The sequence below is a fragment of the Blastococcus sp. SYSU DS1021 genome (genome assembly GCF_054050995.1).
This window is the reverse complement of record NZ_JBJHAL010000004.1, coordinates 192975-209234: the sequence shown is the minus strand read 5'-3', so window position 1 is coordinate 209234 and position 16260 is coordinate 192975. Positions and strand designations below refer to the sequence as shown.

Sequence of the window (16260 nt, the reverse complement as noted above, 5' to 3'; positions counted from 1 at the left end):
GGCCGGCCCGCTCCGGCGTCCTGGCTCAGCACACGGGGTCCTGGCTCACCGTCGACAGTGAGCCAGGACCCCTGTTGATCAGGTCACCTGATCAACATCAGGCGGCGGCCGCTTCGGCGCGGTTCCGCTCGAGCAGCCGCAGGCCGACCACGAACGCCGGCACCGCGCCGAGCAGCATCAGCCCGGCGAACAGCAGCGGCGAGAACGTCAGCACCATCGCGAGCGCCAGCCCGGCGACCGCCGGGGCGAGCAGCCACCAGCCGATGACGCCGGCCCGGGCCAGCCCGATCGTCGCCACCAGCGGGCCGAGCAACCCCAGCATGGTCACCGTGCCGACGATCGCCATGCCGGTCGAGGAATGCACGTCGGCGAAGACCGCCTCGGCCGGCCCGGCGTCGAGGAGCCGGCCCACCGCCCCGACCCAGAAGTCGAACAGCACGTTGCCGGCCACGGTGACCAGCCCCAAGGCCGCCATGAGCGCGCCGACGACGGTCGGGATGCGCCCGCGCACGCCGCGCACGAGGGCCGGGGCGGCGAGCCAGGCCAGCCCGCTGAGGAGGTTGCCGTAGTGCAGCAGCAGCGCCGAGAGCGTCGTCTGCCCCTCGTCGCGGGCGAGCGAGGCGATGTAGTCGGCGTCGGCCATCGAGTCCTGCGGTGGCGAGGTGGCCATGCCCGCGACGAAGAGGAGCTGACCGACGATCAGCGCGCCGCCGGCGATCGGCAGCAGCAGCGAGCCGGCGCTCCGGGGCGTCGGGGCGATGGGCGGGGTCGCAGCCGAGGGGCTGCGCAGTTCGGTCGTCATGGCCGGAGAAGCTAGGGACGGCGGGCAGCGCCTCGCGTCCACCGCGACGGACCGATCTGGCTCCGCCCTGCGGGGGAACGGCGCGGGCCGCCGTTCGGCCGCGCGGGGGATGCCCCCGGCTCCGCGCGGCCCCTACCGTGCTGCCATGCCGTCCTGGTCGCCCGCCCTCCTGCCCCGCGGCCGCCTGCTGTGGGACGCCGTGGGCCTGGGCATCGCGCTCATGGCGCTGGCGGAGTCGGCGATCGACACCGACTACGCCGGCCGCTGGGGGATGGGCACGGCGCTGCCCGGCGTCGCCGTCGGTGCCCTGCTGGCGCTGAGCCCCCGGTGGCCGGCGGCCGCCGCGGTGTTGGGGGCCACCACCGTCGCCGGCAACCTCGCGATGGGGCTCCCCGGACCCGGCGGCGCGCAGCTCATCGGCATGGGGTTGCTGGTGGGGCACGCCGCCGCGGTGCTGCCGCTGCGCCGTAGCCTCCTGGCCACCGCCGGCGCCGCGGCCGTCTGCATGGTGCTCGGCGTCGTCGTGGTCGCGGCGTCCCCGTGGGAGGCGATCTTCTACTCGCTGATCCTCGGCAGCGCCTGGTGCGTCGGGCTGCTGGTCCGCCAGACGCGGGCCCGGTCGGTCGAGCTCCAGGTGCTGGCGGCGCGGCTGGCCGAGCAGCAGGCGGCGGTCGCCGCCTCCGCCGTCGTCGCCGAGCGGGCCCGCATCGCCCGGGAGGTGCACGACTCGGTCGCCCACTCGGTGAGCGTCATGGTGCTCCAGATGGGCGGCCTGCGCCGGCTGCTGCCCGACCACCCCGAGGCGCAGGACGTGCTGCTCGGGCTGGAGCGGCTGGGGCGCGAGGCGGTCGAGGAGATGCGGCGCGTCGTCGGCATCCTGCGGGAACAGGCGGGTGGCGACCCCGCGCCGCAGCCCTCGCTGTCCCGGCTGGACGAGGTGCTCGACGAGCTGCGCGCCGGAGGGATGCCGGTCGAGCTGACCGTGACCGGGCAACCGGTGGAGCTGCCGCAGCTGGTCGACGTCTCGGCCGTCCGCGTGGTGCAGGAGGCGCTGTCCAACGTCGTCCGGCACGCGGGGGCCGCGGCCACCTGCGTGCGGGTCGACTGGGCCGGCGACCGGGTGGGCGTCAGCGTCACCGACGACGGGCGCCCCACCGTGCCGGCGCCCCGCGCCGGCGGCGGCCCCGCGGCGGGAGGGCACGGCCAGCTGCACATGCGCGAGCGGGTGGCGGTGGCCGGCGGCACGCTCGAGGTCGGGCCGGTGCGCGGCGGTGGCTACCGGGTCCGGGCCACCTTCCCGGTGCCCGTCGCGGTGACCGCGTGACGATCCGCGTGGTGCTGGTCGACGACCAGGCGATGGTGCGCACCGGGTTGCGGATGGTGCTCGCCGCCGAGCCCGACATCGAGGTCGTCGGGGAGGCCGCCGACGGCGCCGAGGGCGTCCGCGCGGTCACCCGGCTGCGGCCCGACGTCGTCCTGCTCGACGTCCGCATGCCCGGCATGGACGGGCTCGAGGCGGCCCGCCGCATCCTCGGCGCCGACCTGCCCACCCGCGTCGTCGTGCTCACCACCTTCGACGAGGACGAGTACGTGGCAGCCGCGCTGCGTGCCGGTGTCAGCGGCTTCCTGCTCAAGGTCGCCCCGCCCGAGGACCTGGTCGCCGCCGTGCGCACCGTCGCCGCCGGGCAGGGGTTGCTCGACCCGGCGGTGACGCTGCGGGTGATCGAGTCCTTCGCCGCGGCGCCCGCACCCGACCCGGCCCGGGCGAACGCGCTGCGCACGCTGACCGACCGGGAGACCGACGTCCTGGCGCTCGTCGCGGCCGGGCTCTCCAACGCCGAGATCGCTGCCCGCCTGCACCTCGGCGAGGCGACGGTCAAGACGCACGTCAGCCGGGTGCTGCTCAAGCTCGGGTTGCGCGACCGGGTGCAGGCCGTGGCGTTCGCCTACGAGAGCGGGCTGGTCACGCCGGGCGCATGAGCCGGTCCCGCCGATAAACTGCGGCTCACCGCCGGCCGTCCTCCGACGTCAGTGGTGTCCGAGCAGCCCCTGACTCCCGGAGACCCGTGCTCGCGCTCCTGCTCCTCCACCTGGTCGCCGCGGTGGCCGCACCCGTGCTGGTGCGCTGGTGGGGCCGCCAGGCGTTCCTCGCCCTCGCGCTCGTACCGGCGGCGGGGTTCGGCTGGGTGCTCGCGCAGCTGGGGCGGGTCACCGACGGCGGTGAGGTCACCGAGACCGTCCCGTGGGTGCCCACCCTGCGCCTCGACATCGCCCTGCGGCTGGACGCCCTGGCGCTGGTGTTCGCGCTGCTGGTCACCGGGGTGGGCGCGCTGGTCATGCTCTACTGCGCCCGCTACTTCGAGCCCCGGGACGAGGGGACGGGGCGGTTCGCCGGCACGCTCACCGCCTTCGCCGGCTCCATGCTGGGCCTGGTGGTGGCCGACGACCTGCTGCTGCTCTACGTGTTCTGGGAGCTCACCACCGTCTTCTCCTACCTGCTGATCGGTGGCTCGGGGACGAAGCTCGCCGCGCGCCGGGCGGCCGGCCAGGCGCTGATCCTCACCACCGCGGGCGGGCTGGCGATGCTGGTCGGGCTGATCATGCTCGGCGAGACCAGCGGCAGCTACCTGCTCTCGGAGGTCGTCGCCGACCCGGGGAGCGGCCCGCTGCTGGTGGCCGGGACGATGCTGGTCGTCGTCGGCGCGGTGACCAAGTCGGCGATGATCCCGTTCCACTTCTGGCTGCCCGCCGCGATGGAGGCGCCCACCCCGGTCAGCGCCTACCTGCACGCGGCCGCGATGGTGAAGGCCGGGATCTACCTGGTGGCCCGGCTGGCGCCCGGGTTCGCCGAGGTGCCCGGCTGGCGCCCGGTGGTGCTGGGGCTGGGCCTGGCCACCATGCTCGTCGGCGGTTACCGGTCGCTGCGGCAGAACGACCTCAAGCTGCTGCTCGCCTTCGGCACGGTGAGCCAGCTGGGCTTCCTCATGACGCTCGTGGGCGCCGGCAGCCGCGAGCTGGCGGCCGCGGGCCTGGCGATGACCCTGGCGCACGCCCTGTTCAAGTCGACGCTCTTCCTCACCGTCGGGGTCGTCGACCACGCCACCGGCACCCGCGACCTGCGCCGGCTGTCCGGGCTGGGCCGGCGGCTGCCCGTGGTGGCGGTCATCGGCACGCTGGCCGCGCTGAGCATGGCCGGCGTCCCGCCGCTGCTCGGCTTCGTGGGCAAGGAGGCGGCGTTCAGCGCGCTGTGGGACGGCGGGCTGCCCGACCGCACGGCGGCCGTCGTCGTCCTCGTCGGCCTGGTCCTCGGCTCGGTGCTCACCGCGGCCTACACCTTCCGCTTCCTCTGGGGCGCCTTCGCCCGCAAGCCCGGGCTGCCGGCCACCGCCCCCGCGGAGCTGGTCCACCCGCCCACCCCGCTGTTCCTGCTGGCCCCCGCCCTGCTGGCGCTGACCGGGCTGGCCGCCGGGCCGGCCAGCCCGTTGCTGGAGCCGCTGGTCGCCGGGTACGCCGACGGGCTGCCGCTGGTGGCCGAGGAGGCCGAGAAGCTGGCGCTGTGGCACGGCTGGCAGCCGGCGCTGGCGCTGTCGGCCCTCACCCTGCTCGGCGGCGCCGCCCTGTTCGCCGCGCGCTCGGCGGTGTTCCGCTTCCAGCAGCGGCGGGCCGTGGGCGCATCGGCCGACGAGGGCTACTGGAACACCATGCAGACGCTGGACCGGCTCGCCGTGCTGGTCACCGGCACCACCCAGCGGGGCTCGCTGCCGGCCTACCTCGGCACCATCCTCGTCGTCGTCCTCGCCCTCCCCGGCTCCGTGCTGCTGTTCCGGGCGCCGTGGCCGGGGGAGTGGCGGGCCTGGGACACCCCCATCCAGGCGCTGGTCGGGGCGGTGGTGCTGCTCGCGGCCGCCATGGCGCTGCGGATCCACCAGCGGCTGTCGGCGGTGCTGGCCGTGGGCGTCACCGGCTACGGCCTCGCCGTCCTCTTCGCCCTGCAGGGCGCCCCCGACCTCGCGCTCACCCAGTTCCTCGTGGAGACGCTGACCCTGGTCGTCTTCGTGCTCGTGCTGCGCAAGCTGCCCAAGGACATCTCCGAGCGGCACCGTCCCGGCGAGCGCGCGGTCCGCGGTGCGATCGCCGTGGGCGTGGGGCTGCTCATGGGCGCGGTCGGCGCGGTGGCGCTCAGCGCCCGCGACGCCACGCCGGTGTCGGTCGACTACCCGGAGGCGGCCTACGAGCTCGGCGGTGGGCAGAACGTCGTCAACGTGACCTTGGTCGACATCCGCGCCTGGGACACCCTCGGCGAGATCTCCCTGCTGGTCGTGGCCGCCACCGGTGTGGCCAGCCTGGTCTTCCTCCGGCGGCGCACCGGCGTGGTCCAGCGGCTGGACCCGGTGCGGGCGGCGCGGGACGCCCGGCGGTCGCGGCGGGCGCCCCGGCGGCAGTGGCTGTCGGCGACGGTGGCGCTCGCCCCCGAGCGGCGGTCGGTGGTGCTCGAGGTGATCACCCGGGTCCTGTTCCACACGATCGTCGTGTTCTCCATCTACCTGCTGTTCAGCGGGCACAACCAGCCCGGTGGTGGCTTCGCCGGGGGGCTGGTCGCCGGGCTGGCGCTCGTGCTGCGCTACCTGGCCGGCGGCCGCTACGAGCTGGGCGAGGCGGCGCCGGTCGATCCCGGTCTGCTGCTGGGCGCCGGCCTGCTGTTCGCCGGTGGGACCGGAGCCATGGGGCTGGTGCTCGGCGCCGAGGTGCTGGAGACGGCGATCCTCGAGACGACGCTGCCGGTGCTCGGCGACGTCAAGCTGGTCACCTCGCTCTTCTTCGACATGGGGGTGTACCTGATCGTGGTGGGGCTGGTGCTCGACGTGCTGCGCAGCCTCGGGGCCGAGCTGGACCGCCAGGCCGACGAGCGGGACCCGATCGACGGCGCCCCCGGTGAGGTGGTCCCCCGATGACCCCCACCGTGGTGCTGCCGGTGATCGTCGCGGGTCTCTACGCGGCCGGCGTCTACCTGCTGCTCGACCGCAGCCTGACCCGCGTGCTGCTCGGCTTCCTCCTGCTGGGCAATGCGACCAACCTGCTGCTGCTCTCCAGCGGTGGTCCGGCGGGGCTGGCGCCGATCGTGGGGATCGCCGAGCCGGAGGAGATGAGCGACCCGCTCCCGCAGGCGCTCGTCCTCACCGCGATCGTGATCACCTTCGGCATCGCCGCCTTCCTGCTCGCGCTCATCTACCGCTCCTGGCGGCTGGTGCGCCAGGAGGTCGTCGGCGTCGACGAGGAGGACCGGCGGGTGGCCGCCCGGTCCGGCACGGACGCCGACGAGATCGACCCCGACGACCTCGCGCCGGAGGACCGGCCGGCCGCGCACGCCGACAGCCTGCACGGCGAGGGGGACGACGTGGAGGAGCTGCTCCGGCGGCACTACGCCGGGATCCCGTCCGACGACGTGGATCTGCCGGCCACCCGGCGGCGGCGCCGGTGACCGGCGTCCTCACGCCCCTGCCGGTGCTGCTGCCGCTGCTCGGCGCGGCGGCGGCCCTGCTGGTCGGCGGCGGCCGCCCGCGGGCGCAGCGCACGCTCAGCATCCTGGTGCTCAGCACGGTCCTCGCCGTGTCGGTCGCGCTGCTCGTCCTCGCCGACGAGCAGGGCGCCGTGGCCGTCTCGCTGGGCGGGTGGGAGGTGCCGCTGGGCATCGTGCTGGTCGTCGACCGGCTGTCGGCCCTGATGCTCGTGGTCGCCTCGACCGTGGGCCTGGGCGTGCTCGTCTTCGCGGTCGGCCAGGGCGCGGCCGACGGCGACGAGGAGGCGCCGGTGTCGATCTTCCACCCGACGTTCCTGGTGCTCATGGCGGGCGTGGCCAACGCGTTCCTCGCCGGCGACCTGTTCAACCTCTACGTCGGCTTCGAGATCCTGCTGACCGCCAGCTACGTCCTGCTGACCCTGGGCGGATCGGCACCGCGGATCCGCGCCGGCGTCACCTACATCGTCGTCAGCCTGCTGAGCTCGCTGCTGTTCCTCGCCGCCATCGCCCTGGTCTACGCCTCCACCGGCACCGTCAACATGGCGCAGCTCGCCGGCCGGCTGGGGGAGCTGCCGGAGGGGACCCAGCTGCTCATCCACTCGCTGCTGCTGATCGCCTTCTCGATCAAGGCGGCGGTGTTCCCGCTGTCGGCCTGGCTGCCGGACAGCTACCCGACCGCGCCGGCCCCGGTCACCGCCGTCTTCGCCGGGCTGCTCACCAAGGTCGGCGTCTACGCGATCATCCGCACGCAGACCCTGCTCTTCCCGGGCGGCGGGCTGGACACGGTGCTCATGTGGGCCGCGCTGGCCACGATGCTGATCGGCATCCTCGGTGCGGTGGCACAGGCCGACATCCGGCGGATCCTGTCGTTCACGCTGGTCAGCCACATCGGCTACATGGTGTTCGGCATCGCGCTGGCCTCCCGGGCCGGGCTCGCGGGCGCCGTCTTCTACGTCGTCCACCACATCGCCATCCAGACCACGCTGTTCCTCGTCGCCGGGCTGGTCGAGCGGCAGGGCGGGGCGACCGCCGTCGACCGGCTCGGCGGCCTGGCGAAGGCATCGCCGCTGCTCGCCGTCCTCTTCTTCGTCCCCGCCATGAACCTCGCCGGGATCCCGCCGTTCTCCGGGTTCATCGGGAAGCTCGGGCTGCTGGAGGCGGGCGTGGCCGACGGCGGGTGGCTGCCGCTGGTCCTCGTGGCCGCCGGCGTGGTCGCCAGCCTGCTCACGCTGGTGGCGATCTCGCGGGTGTGGAGCCGGGCCTTCTGGCGGCCGCGGGCCCAGGAGCCGTCCGCGGACACCGACGAGGCCGCGGCGGCCGACGCCGGACCGGAGCTCTCCCCGGAGCCGCTGCCCCAGCCCCCGACACCGGAGCCCGGTGAGGCGCAGGCCGACGGCCCCGGCCCGACCGACGAGGTCGAACCCACGCCGGTGCCCGCGTCCGCTTCCGTGGCGTCCGGGGGGGTCGGTCGCGCCGCCGCCCGGCGCGCGGCGTGGCAGCGGCACACGGCGGTGGCGACGGCGACCACGCCGGCCACCGACGGGCTCGGGGAGGACCCGGAGCGCGCCCGGCCGGACCAGCTGCTGCCGCGGGTCATGCTCGCCTCGACCGCGGCGATGGTCACCGTGACGGTCGCGCTCACCGCGCTCGCCGGTCCGCTCTACGCGGTGGCCGACCGCGCGGCCGGCGATCTGCGCGACCGCGCGCCCTACGTCCAGGCGGTCTTCGGTGCGGAGGAGGCCCCGTGACCGGCGCCCCGGACCAGGCCGGCCGCGGGGGCCTGGTCTACCAGCTGCGGCACCAGCTGCCCCTGCTGGTCTGGCTGGTGCTGGTCTGGAACCTGCTGTGGGGCACGTGGTCGTGGGCCAACCTGCTGTCCGGGGTGGTCCTGGCCCTCGCCGTGACCCTGCTGCTGCCCCTGCCGCCGGTGGAGGGCGGCCTGACCGTGCGCCCGGTGCCGGTGCTCGCCTTCGTCGGCACCTTCGTCGTCGACCTCGTGACCTCCGGGGCGGAGGTGGCGTGGCAGACCATCCGCCCGCGGGGGATCAGCCGGAGCGCGATCATCCGGGTGCAGCTGCGCACGGACTCCGACCTGCTGCTCACCATCATCTCGGAGGCGCTGACCCTCGTGCCCGGTTCGATGGTCATCGACATGGATCGGGAGCAGCGGACGCTGGCGGTGCACATCCTCCACGTGGAGGACGAGCGCGACATCGAGCGGCAGCGGAGGTCGGTGCTCACCATGGAGGAGCGGGTGGTGCGCGCCTTCGGCTCCGCCGCCGAGGTGACCGCCGTGACCACCGGCGCAGGCTCCCTCGGCATCGGCGACGGGCGGCGGACGCCGTGACCGCCGTCTACTGGGCCACCTACCTGATGCTGGGCACCGGGGCGCTGCTGGCGCTGGTGCGGCTGGCGCTGGGGCCCTCCCTGCTCGACCGGGTGGTCGCGACCGACACCCTGCTGGTGATCATCGCCGCCGGGCTGGCCGTGCACGCGACGCTGGATCGGGACCCCACGGTCGTGCCGGTGCTCGTGGTGGTGTCGCTGCTGGCGTTCGTCGGCTCGGTCTCGGTGGCCCGCTACGTCGGCGGCATGCTCATCCACTCGAGCCTGGGCACCCAGGGGCTCGACGTGGACGACCGGCCCCCGGACGGGGAGGAGGCGCGGTGAACGGGATCGAGACCGCGGGCGACGTGATCGCCGTCGTCCTGGTGCTGCTGGGCGCGTTCCTGTGCCTGACCGCCGGGCTCGGGCTGCTCCGCTTCCCCGACGTGCTCGCCCGGATGCACGCCGGCACGAAGCCGCAGGTGCTGGGCGTGCTGCTGATCATGATCGGCGGCGCGATCCGGCTGCAGGGCTGGTCGGCGACGTGGATGCTCCTGCTGGTCGCCGTCTTCCAGATGCTCACGGCACCGGTGAGCGCGCACATGATCAGCCGCGTGGCCTACCGGCGCCGGCACGTGCGGCGCGACCTGCTGCTGGTCGACGAGCTGCACACCGAGCGGCGGCCGGACCGGGTGTACCGCGGCGACGAGCCGGCCGACGCCCCGCCGGAGGAGCCGGGGCGGGCCCTGGCCGAGAGCCGCCGCGAGGAGCGGGAGGACGGGGCGCGCTGAGCGGCGCGCCCCGTCAGGTCCCGTTCCGGGCCCCGCCCGAGCCTGCGAGGGAAGGGGGAAAGGGAACCTTCAGCAGCGCTGGGCGCGGTTGACCGCGGAGACGACGGCCCGCAGCGAGGCGGTGACGATGTTCGGGTCGATCCCGACGCCCCACAGCACCCGCTCCCCGACGGCGCACTCGACGTAGGCGGCGGCGCGCGCGTCGCCCCCGGCGGACATGGCGTGCTCGGCGTAGTCGAGCACGCGGACGTCGACGTCGACGGTCCGCAGCGCGTCGACGAACGCCGCGATCGGGCCGTTGCCGCGGCCCTCGACGGTCACCGGTACGCCGGAGTCGACGAGCTCCACGACCATCTCGTCGAGCTGCCCGTCCCCGGAGGCGGTGTGCCGGTGCCCGCTGAGGGAGAACCGGCCCCACGGCGCGGCCGGGTCGGGCAGGTACTCGTTGCTGAAGGCGGTCCACATCTGCTGGGCGGTGACCTCGCCGCCCTCGTCGTCGGTGTGCCGCTGGATGACCGCGCTGAACTCGATCTGCAGCCGGCGCGGCAGGTCCAGGTGGTTCTCGGTCTTCATGATGTAGGCGACGCCGCCCTTGCCGGACTGGCTGTTCACCCGGATCACGGCCTCGTAGCTGCGGCCGACGTCCTTGGGGTCGATCGGCAGGTACGGCACCGCCCACGTCTGCTGCTCGACGGGGACGCCGGCGGCCTGCGCGTCGGCCTCCAGGGCCTTGAAGCCCTTGTTGATGGCGTCCTGGTGTGAGCCGGAGAAGGCGGTGTAGACCAGGTCGCCGCCGTAGGGGTGGCGCTCGTGTACGCCGAGCTGGTTGCAGTACTCGACGGTGCGGCGGATCTCGTCGATGTCGGAGAAGTCGATCTGCGGGTCGATGCCCTGGCTGAACAGGTTCAGCCCCAGGGTGACCAGGTCGACGTTGCCGGTGCGCTCGCCGTTGCCGAACAGGCAGCCCTCGATGCGGTCGGCGCCGGCCCGGTAGCCGAGCTCGGCGGCGGCGACGGCGGTGCCGCGGTCGTTGTGCGGGTGCAGGCTGAGGACCACGGAGTCGCGCCGGCCCAGGTTGCGGTGCATCCACTCGACCTGGTCGGCGTACACGGTGGGCTCGGCCATCTCGACCGTGGCCGGCAGGTTGAGGATCGTCGGCCGCTCGGGCGTCGGCTCCCAGACATCGGTGACGGCGTTGCAGATCTCGACGGCGAAGTCGAGCTCGGTGCCGGTGAAGGACTCGGGCGAGTACTCGAACCGGATATCCGTGTCGCCCATCTGCTCGGCCAGCTTGCGCACCACCTGCGCGCCGTGGACGGCGATGTCGACGATCCCGGCCCGGTCGGAGCCGAAGACGACCCGTCGTTGCAGGGTGGACGTGGAGTTGTAGAGGTGCACGATCGCCTGCTTCGCGCCCTGCAGCGACTCGAAGGTGCGCTCGATCAGCTCGTCGCGGGCCTGGGTGAGCACCTGGATCGTCACGTCGTCGGGGACCAGGTCGTCCTCGATCAGCTGGCGGACGAAGTCGTAGTCGGTCTGGCTCGCCGCCGGGAAGCCGACCTCGATCTCCTTGTAGCCCATGCGGACCAGCAGCTCGAACATCCGGCGCTTGCGGTCGGGCGTCATCGGGTCGATCAGCGCCTGATTGCCGTCGCGCAGGTCGACGGCGCACCAGCGCGGCGCCTGCGTCGTCACGGTGTCCGGCCAGGTGCGGTCGGGCAGCGTCACAGGGGTGAAGGGGACGTAGCGCTGGATCGGCATGCCGGATGGCTGCTGGGGGTTGCGGACGTGCGGGTGGGTCTCGCTCATGGGGGAGGGCTCCTGGTGCGGGCTGCGTGCGCGGAGTGCGCACGGCTCCGGGGGCGGTCAGCGGACGCCGGGGACGCCGGAACCCCGCGGCGAGGAAGCCGACCTAGGAGAGGGCCTCGCCGCGGCGGGTAAGCAGGAGGCTGCCGCGCACGCGCCCACGGTAGCAGCGGGTCAGCCCACGTCGCAGGGAGGACGGCGCGTCGCGGCCGCCGGGGACGGCCTGGCGGATCAGTCCACGTCGCAGCGGCAAGGGCAGTCGTCGACGTGGAACGGCCGAAGGCCGTCGTCGCCCTCCGCGCAGGCCGGCGGGCACGTGCAGGCGAAGTCGGTCAGCGTCGGCAGCTCACCGGCGAGCCGCCTGCGCTCCAGGTCCTCGCGCCGTCGCTGCGCCGCCTCCGCTCGTCGGGCGGCGCGGCGTTCGGCGGGGGAGTCGCCGGCCCGGGGCGGCTGGTGGTCGTCGGGTACTCCCCGGAGCCGCCGCTCACCGTCTCGCGCGCTGCGTGAGAGGTCGAAGGTGTACCAGGGCTGCGGTCGGCTGTACCGCTCGGAGCCGTGCCACCACCCCTCGTCCGAGTGACGCGGATCGAGGTGCGCGGGGAAGCGCCGTCCCCCGTGGTCCCGGATGGCACGGTCGGACATCGGCAGCACCTCCGCGCCGTCCGCACCGATGAGCGCCAGCCGGAGCCGTGCCACGGCGAGGACGCCGAGCAGCGCCCCGACCGGCAGGTCACGTGCGCCCGCCTCGGCCGCGGCCAGCGTGGACTTCGCGACCCCCGCAGCAGCGGCCATCTCGCGCTGGGAGAGGTCCGCCACCCGGCGGGCGCGGCGGAGCATCCCCGCCAGCAGCTCCGCCCGATCACCCTCGTCCACGCCGGGGATCGTGGCCCGCGCCGGCGGCCCGGGGCAGATGCTCCTGTGGAAGCTAGTGCCCTGCCCACAGGGGTGAGCAGGGCACTAGTTCCGCGGAGCTCCCCTGGTGCCGTCCGCACGTGCGGGGCGCAGCCGCAGGCGGCGGTCAGAACTCCTTGCGCAGGCGCAGCCGCAGGGGCCGGCCGTCCGGGTCGACCAGCAGCCGGTAGAGCGGCGTCGCCCACAGCCGGGTGTGCCAGGGCAGCTCCTCCGGGCGGTGTGGGTGGAGCCGACCGGGTGGACGTGGCCCGCGGCGACCCCCCTCGTGCCACTCGGCCAGGGCGCCCGCCCGCTCCTCGAGCGTGGCGACGAAGCGCGCCGGATCCACCAGCAGGTCGTCGTCGCTGCCGTCCTCGGCCAGGTCCAGGTGCTCGCGCGCCAGCTCCAGCCGCAGGTCCCGCGCGAAGGTGCGGGCGCCGTCCCCGGTTCCTCCCAGGTCCCGCGGCTCGCGGGGGTCGAGCGTGGTGTCGAGGACGGCGGTGGAGAGCTCGCTGTCGTGCGTCCAGGAACGCCGGTTGAAGTTGTCGCTGCCGATGCTGGCCCACACGTCGTCGACGACGCACACCTTGGCGTGCACGTACACCGGCGTCCCGGCGTGGTTCTCCACGTCGAAGACGTGCACCCGGTCCTGGCCTCCCGCCCGGACGCACAGGTCGATCGCCTGCCGGCGGCCCACGGTCTGGGGAGTCGCCGAGAACGCGCCCTCCTGGTCGGGGATGCGGGGCACGACCACCACCAGGTGGAGGTCGGGGTTGTCCCGGAGGGCGTCGGCGAACAGCTGGGCGACCTCGGAGGACCACAGGTACTGGTCCTCGAGGTAGATCAGCCGCCGCGCCCGCTTCACCGCCTTCGAGTAGCCGCGGGCGATCGAGCGCTCGCCCTCGGGGGCGAAGTCGTAGCGCGGCAGGATCTTGGGGTAGGTGCGCAGGATCTGCACCAGGTGCGGGCCGGCCGGTGGGGGCGGCGGCAGCTCGGGCGGCAGCGGAGCGGGGTCCAGCCGGGCCCCGCGGAACCGGCCGACGACGTAGGCGATCGGGTTTCCCTGCACGGGGCTGGTCGGGTCGTCCCACCGCTCGCGGAAGCTGGTTTCCAGCACGGCGACCGCCGGGCCGCGGATCTCCGCCTGCACGTCGTGCCAGGGCGGGGTCGGCCCGTAGCCGGAGGCCATGTCCACCGCCTGGGGGTCCCCGTCGTGCCGCGCGTCGTCGCGGCGGCTGTGGCACAGGTCGATGCCCCCGGCGAACGCGACGTCGCGGGACGGGTCCGCGGGGCACCGGATGATCACGACCTTCTGGTGGTGGCTGCCGAACCGGCGCATGCGCTGGTCGAGCACGACCCGGCCGCCGTCGGCCTCGATCTCCCGGTCCAGCGACCGGTTCTGCTCCTTGCTGTAGGAGAGCGCGTCCGTGTGCGAGCGCCACACCAGGCCGCGCACGTCGACGCCGCGGTGCGCGGCCGCGCTGAACAGCTCGTCGACGGTGGGCCCGTCGGGGCGCAGCCGCTCGTCGGGGTCGCCTCGCCAGTCGGTGAACCAGACGCGGTCGCCCTCGCCCAGCTGCTCGACCACCTCGACGAGCCGGTCGAAGTACGCCGCGCCGTGGACGAGCGGCCGGACCAGGTTGCCCTCGGTCCAGGCCGGCACGGCGGCACCGCGGTTGTGGCGCTCCTCGGAGGTGAGCAACCACCGGTGCGGATCGTCCACCCGGCGATCACATCGGTCGGGCGCACGAGATGCAACCGCTCGGCCCGTGGACCGCGTCGGTAGCCTTCTGACCCGTGGCCCTCGTCGTCCAGAAGTACGGCGGCTCGTCCGTCGCCTCCGCCGAGCACATGAAGCGCGTCGCGGAGCGGATCGTCGCTGCCAAGAAGAACGGCGACGACGTCGTCGTCGTGGTCTCCGCGATGGGCGACACGACCGACGAGCTGCTGGACCTGGCCAGCCAGATCACCGATACCCCGCCCGGCCGCGAGCTGGACATGCTGCTCACCGCCGGCGAGCGGATCTCCATGGCGCTGCTGGCCATCGCGATCTCCGAGCACGGCTACGAGGCGCGGTCGTTCACCGGCTCGCAGGCCGGCGTGATCACCACGTCCAGCCACGGCAAGGCGCGCATCATCGACGTCACGCCCGGCCGCCTGAAGTCGGCGCTCGACGAGGGCTCGGTCGTCATCGTCGCCGGGTTCCAGGGCGTCAGCCAGGACACCAAGGACATCACCACCCTCGGCCGCGGCGGCTCGGACACCACCGCCGTCGCCGTCGCCGCGGCGCTGAACGCCGACGTCTGCGAGATCTACACCGACGTCGACGGCGTCTTCACCGCCGACCCGCGCATCGTCCCCAACGCCAAGCGGCTGGACACCATCACCTACGAGGAGATGCTCGAGCTCGCCGCCTCCGGGGCGAAGGTGCTCATGCTGCGCTGCGTCGAGTACGCCCGCCGCTACGGCATCCCCGTGCACGTCCGCAGCTCCTACTCACAGCTCCCCGGCACCACCGTGACCGGCTCGATGGAGGACCTCACCGTGGAACAGGCGATCATCTCCGGCGTCGCGCACGACCGCTCCGAGGGCAAGATCACCGTGTTCGGCGTGCCGGACCGGCCGGGTGAGGCGGCGCAGATCTTCCGCGTGCTCGCCGACGCCGAGGTCAACATCGACATGATCGTGCAGAACGTGTCGGCCGAGGCCAGCAAGCTCGCCGACATCTCCTTCACGCTGCCCAAGAGCGACGGCCCGGCCGCGCTGGCCGCCCTGGAACGGGTCAAGCACACCGTCGGCTACACCGACGTCAGCTTCGACCAGCACATCGGCAAGGTGAGCCTGGTCGGCGCCGGCATGCGCTCGCACCCGGGTGTCTCCGCCAAGTTCTTCGGCGCGCTGGCCGACGCCGGGGTCAACCTGGAGCTGATCAGCACCTCGGAGATCCGCATCTCCGTGGTGTGCCGCGACACCGACGTCGACCTCGCCGTCCGCGCGGTGCACGATGCGTTCGACCTGGGCACCGAGGACGCCCAGGCCGTGGTCTACGGAGGGACCGGACGATGAGTGGCTTCACCCCCGGCGGCCTGCGGGTCGGCATCGTGGGCGCGACAGGTCAGGTGGGCCGCGTCGTGCGCGACATCCTGGCCGAGCGGAACTTCCCGCTGGCCGAGCTCCGCTTCTTCGCCTCGGCGCGGTCGGCCGGCAGCACCCTGCCCTGGGCCGGTGGCGAGATCACCGTCGAGGACGCCGCGACCGCCGACCCGACCGGGCTGGACATCGCGATCTTCTCCGCCGGCGCGACCACCTCCCGCGCCCAGGCGCCGCGGTTCGCCGCGGCCGGCGTGACCGTCATCGACAACAGCTCGGCGTTCCGCCGCGACCCGGAGATCCCGCTGGTCGTCAGCGAGGTCAACCCCGGCGACATCGCGAAGGCGCACGGCCGGATCATCGCCAACCCGAACTGCACGACCATGGCCGCGATGCCGGTGCTCAAGCCGCTGCACGACGAGGCCGGCCTGGTCCGCATCGTCGCCAGCACCTACCAGGCGGTCTCCGGCAGCGGGGTCGCCGGCGTGGAGGAGCTGCACGGGCAGGCGAAGGCCGTCGTCGACAAGGCCGACGAGCTCACCCACGACGGGACCGCCGTCGCCTTCCCCGACCCGGTGAAGTACGTCGCGCCGATCGCCTTCAACGTGCTGCCGATGGCCGGCTCGGTCGTGGACGACGGCTCGTTCGAGACCGACGAGGAGCAGAAGCTCCGCAACGAGAGCCGCAAGATCCTCGGCATCCCGGACCTCCGCGTCTCGGGCACCTGCGTGCGGGTGCCGGTGTTCACGGGGCACTCGCTCTCGCTCAACGTGGAGTTCGCGCGCGAGCTGACCGTCGAGCGGGCCACCGAGCTGCTGCAGGCCGCGCCCGGGGTGGAGCTCTCCGACGTCCCGAATCCGCTGCAGGCCGCCGGCCGCGACCCCAGCTACGTGGGCCGCATCCGGCAGGACCAGAGCGTGGACGGCGGCCGCGGGCTGGTGCTCTTCGTCAGCAACGACAACCTGCGCAAGGGCGCCGCCCTCAACACCGTCCAGATCGCGGAGCTCATCGCCGCCTCCCGCTGACCCTGGTCGGGC

General features: G+C 74.0%; 14 protein-coding genes. 10 read left to right on the top strand and 4 right to left on the bottom strand.

Going from position 1 to position 16260, the window contains the following annotated elements:
• Positions 1 to 97: 97 nt before the first annotated feature.
• Entirely contained in the window at positions 98 to 802 is a 705-nt protein-coding gene (locus ACI8AP_RS04980) for a hypothetical protein (protein WP_456588228.1), read from the bottom strand.
• Positions 803 to 947: 145 nt separating this feature from the next.
• On the opposite strand from ACI8AP_RS04980, the gene ACI8AP_RS04975 reads away from it, so the two are divergent.
• The 8 genes from ACI8AP_RS04975 (at position 948) to mnhG (ending at position 9436) form a co-directional block, all read left to right on the top strand.
• Complete coding sequence (locus ACI8AP_RS04975) at positions 948 to 2126, top strand: sensor histidine kinase (protein ID WP_456588227.1); 1179 nt, start codon at positions 948 to 950, stop codon at positions 2124 to 2126.
• On the top strand, positions 2123 to 2782 hold the full coding sequence (locus tag ACI8AP_RS04970) for a response regulator (protein WP_456588226.1): 660 nt from the start codon (positions 2123 to 2125) through the stop codon (positions 2780 to 2782). The genes ACI8AP_RS04975 and ACI8AP_RS04970 overlap by 4 nt, the downstream gene beginning before the upstream one ends.
• Before the next feature lie 86 nt (positions 2783 to 2868).
• Entirely contained in the window at positions 2869 to 5754 is a 2886-nt protein-coding gene (locus tag ACI8AP_RS04965) for a Na+/H+ antiporter subunit A (RefSeq protein ID WP_456588225.1), read from the top strand.
• A complete protein-coding gene (locus ACI8AP_RS04960; RefSeq protein WP_456588224.1) occupies positions 5751 to 6281 on the top strand; it encodes a Na(+)/H(+) antiporter subunit C in 531 nt (176 codons plus the stop codon). The genes ACI8AP_RS04965 and ACI8AP_RS04960 overlap by 4 nt, the downstream gene beginning before the upstream one ends.
• Positions 6278 to 8068, top strand: coding sequence for a Na+/H+ antiporter subunit D (locus ACI8AP_RS04955; protein WP_456588223.1), 1791 nt, complete (start codon positions 6278 to 6280; stop codon positions 8066 to 8068). Before ACI8AP_RS04960 ends, ACI8AP_RS04955 begins: the two co-directional genes overlap by 4 nt.
• Positions 8065 to 8667: a Na+/H+ antiporter subunit E gene (locus tag ACI8AP_RS04950; protein WP_456588222.1), complete on the top strand. Its 603-nt coding sequence runs from the start codon at positions 8065 to 8067 to the stop codon at positions 8665 to 8667. Before ACI8AP_RS04955 ends, ACI8AP_RS04950 begins: the two co-directional genes overlap by 4 nt.
• Positions 8664 to 8990 (top strand): monovalent cation/H+ antiporter complex subunit F, encoded by a 327-nt coding sequence (locus ACI8AP_RS04945; protein ID WP_456588221.1) that lies wholly within the window; start codon positions 8664 to 8666, stop codon positions 8988 to 8990. The genes ACI8AP_RS04950 and ACI8AP_RS04945 overlap by 4 nt, the downstream gene beginning before the upstream one ends.
• Positions 8987 to 9436 (top strand): monovalent cation/H(+) antiporter subunit G, encoded by a 450-nt coding sequence (gene mnhG / locus ACI8AP_RS04940; protein ID WP_456588220.1) that lies wholly within the window; start codon positions 8987 to 8989, stop codon positions 9434 to 9436. The genes ACI8AP_RS04945 and mnhG overlap by 4 nt, the downstream gene beginning before the upstream one ends.
• Positions 9437 to 9505: 69 nt before the next feature.
• Here the strand turns inward: mnhG and leuA are convergent, their stop codons facing one another.
• From leuA to ACI8AP_RS04925, 3 genes are all read right to left on the bottom strand, one after another.
• Entirely contained in the window at positions 9506 to 11245 is a 1740-nt protein-coding gene (leuA, locus tag ACI8AP_RS04935; protein ID WP_456588219.1) for a 2-isopropylmalate synthase, read from the bottom strand.
• A 228-nt stretch (positions 11246 to 11473) separates the two neighbouring features.
• A complete protein-coding gene (locus ACI8AP_RS04930; protein ID WP_456588218.1) occupies positions 11474 to 12115 on the bottom strand; it encodes a helix-turn-helix domain-containing protein in 642 nt (213 codons plus the stop codon).
• A 145-nt stretch (positions 12116 to 12260) separates the two neighbouring features.
• On the bottom strand, positions 12261 to 13856 hold the full coding sequence (locus ACI8AP_RS04925) for a phospholipase D family protein (protein WP_456588217.1): 1596 nt from the start codon (positions 13854 to 13856) through the stop codon (positions 12261 to 12263).
• Between the two features lie 74 nt (positions 13857 to 13930).
• On the opposite strand from ACI8AP_RS04925, the gene ACI8AP_RS04920 reads away from it, so the two are divergent.
• Both ACI8AP_RS04920 and ACI8AP_RS04915 read left to right on the top strand, forming a co-directional pair.
• On the top strand, positions 13931 to 15199 hold the full coding sequence (locus ACI8AP_RS04920; RefSeq protein ID WP_456588216.1) for an aspartate kinase: 1269 nt from the start codon (positions 13931 to 13933) through the stop codon (positions 15197 to 15199).
• A complete protein-coding gene (locus ACI8AP_RS04915; protein WP_456588215.1) occupies positions 15196 to 16248 on the top strand; it encodes an aspartate-semialdehyde dehydrogenase in 1053 nt (350 codons plus the stop codon). The genes ACI8AP_RS04920 and ACI8AP_RS04915 overlap by 4 nt, the downstream gene beginning before the upstream one ends.
• Positions 16249 to 16260 lie beyond the last annotated feature (12 nt).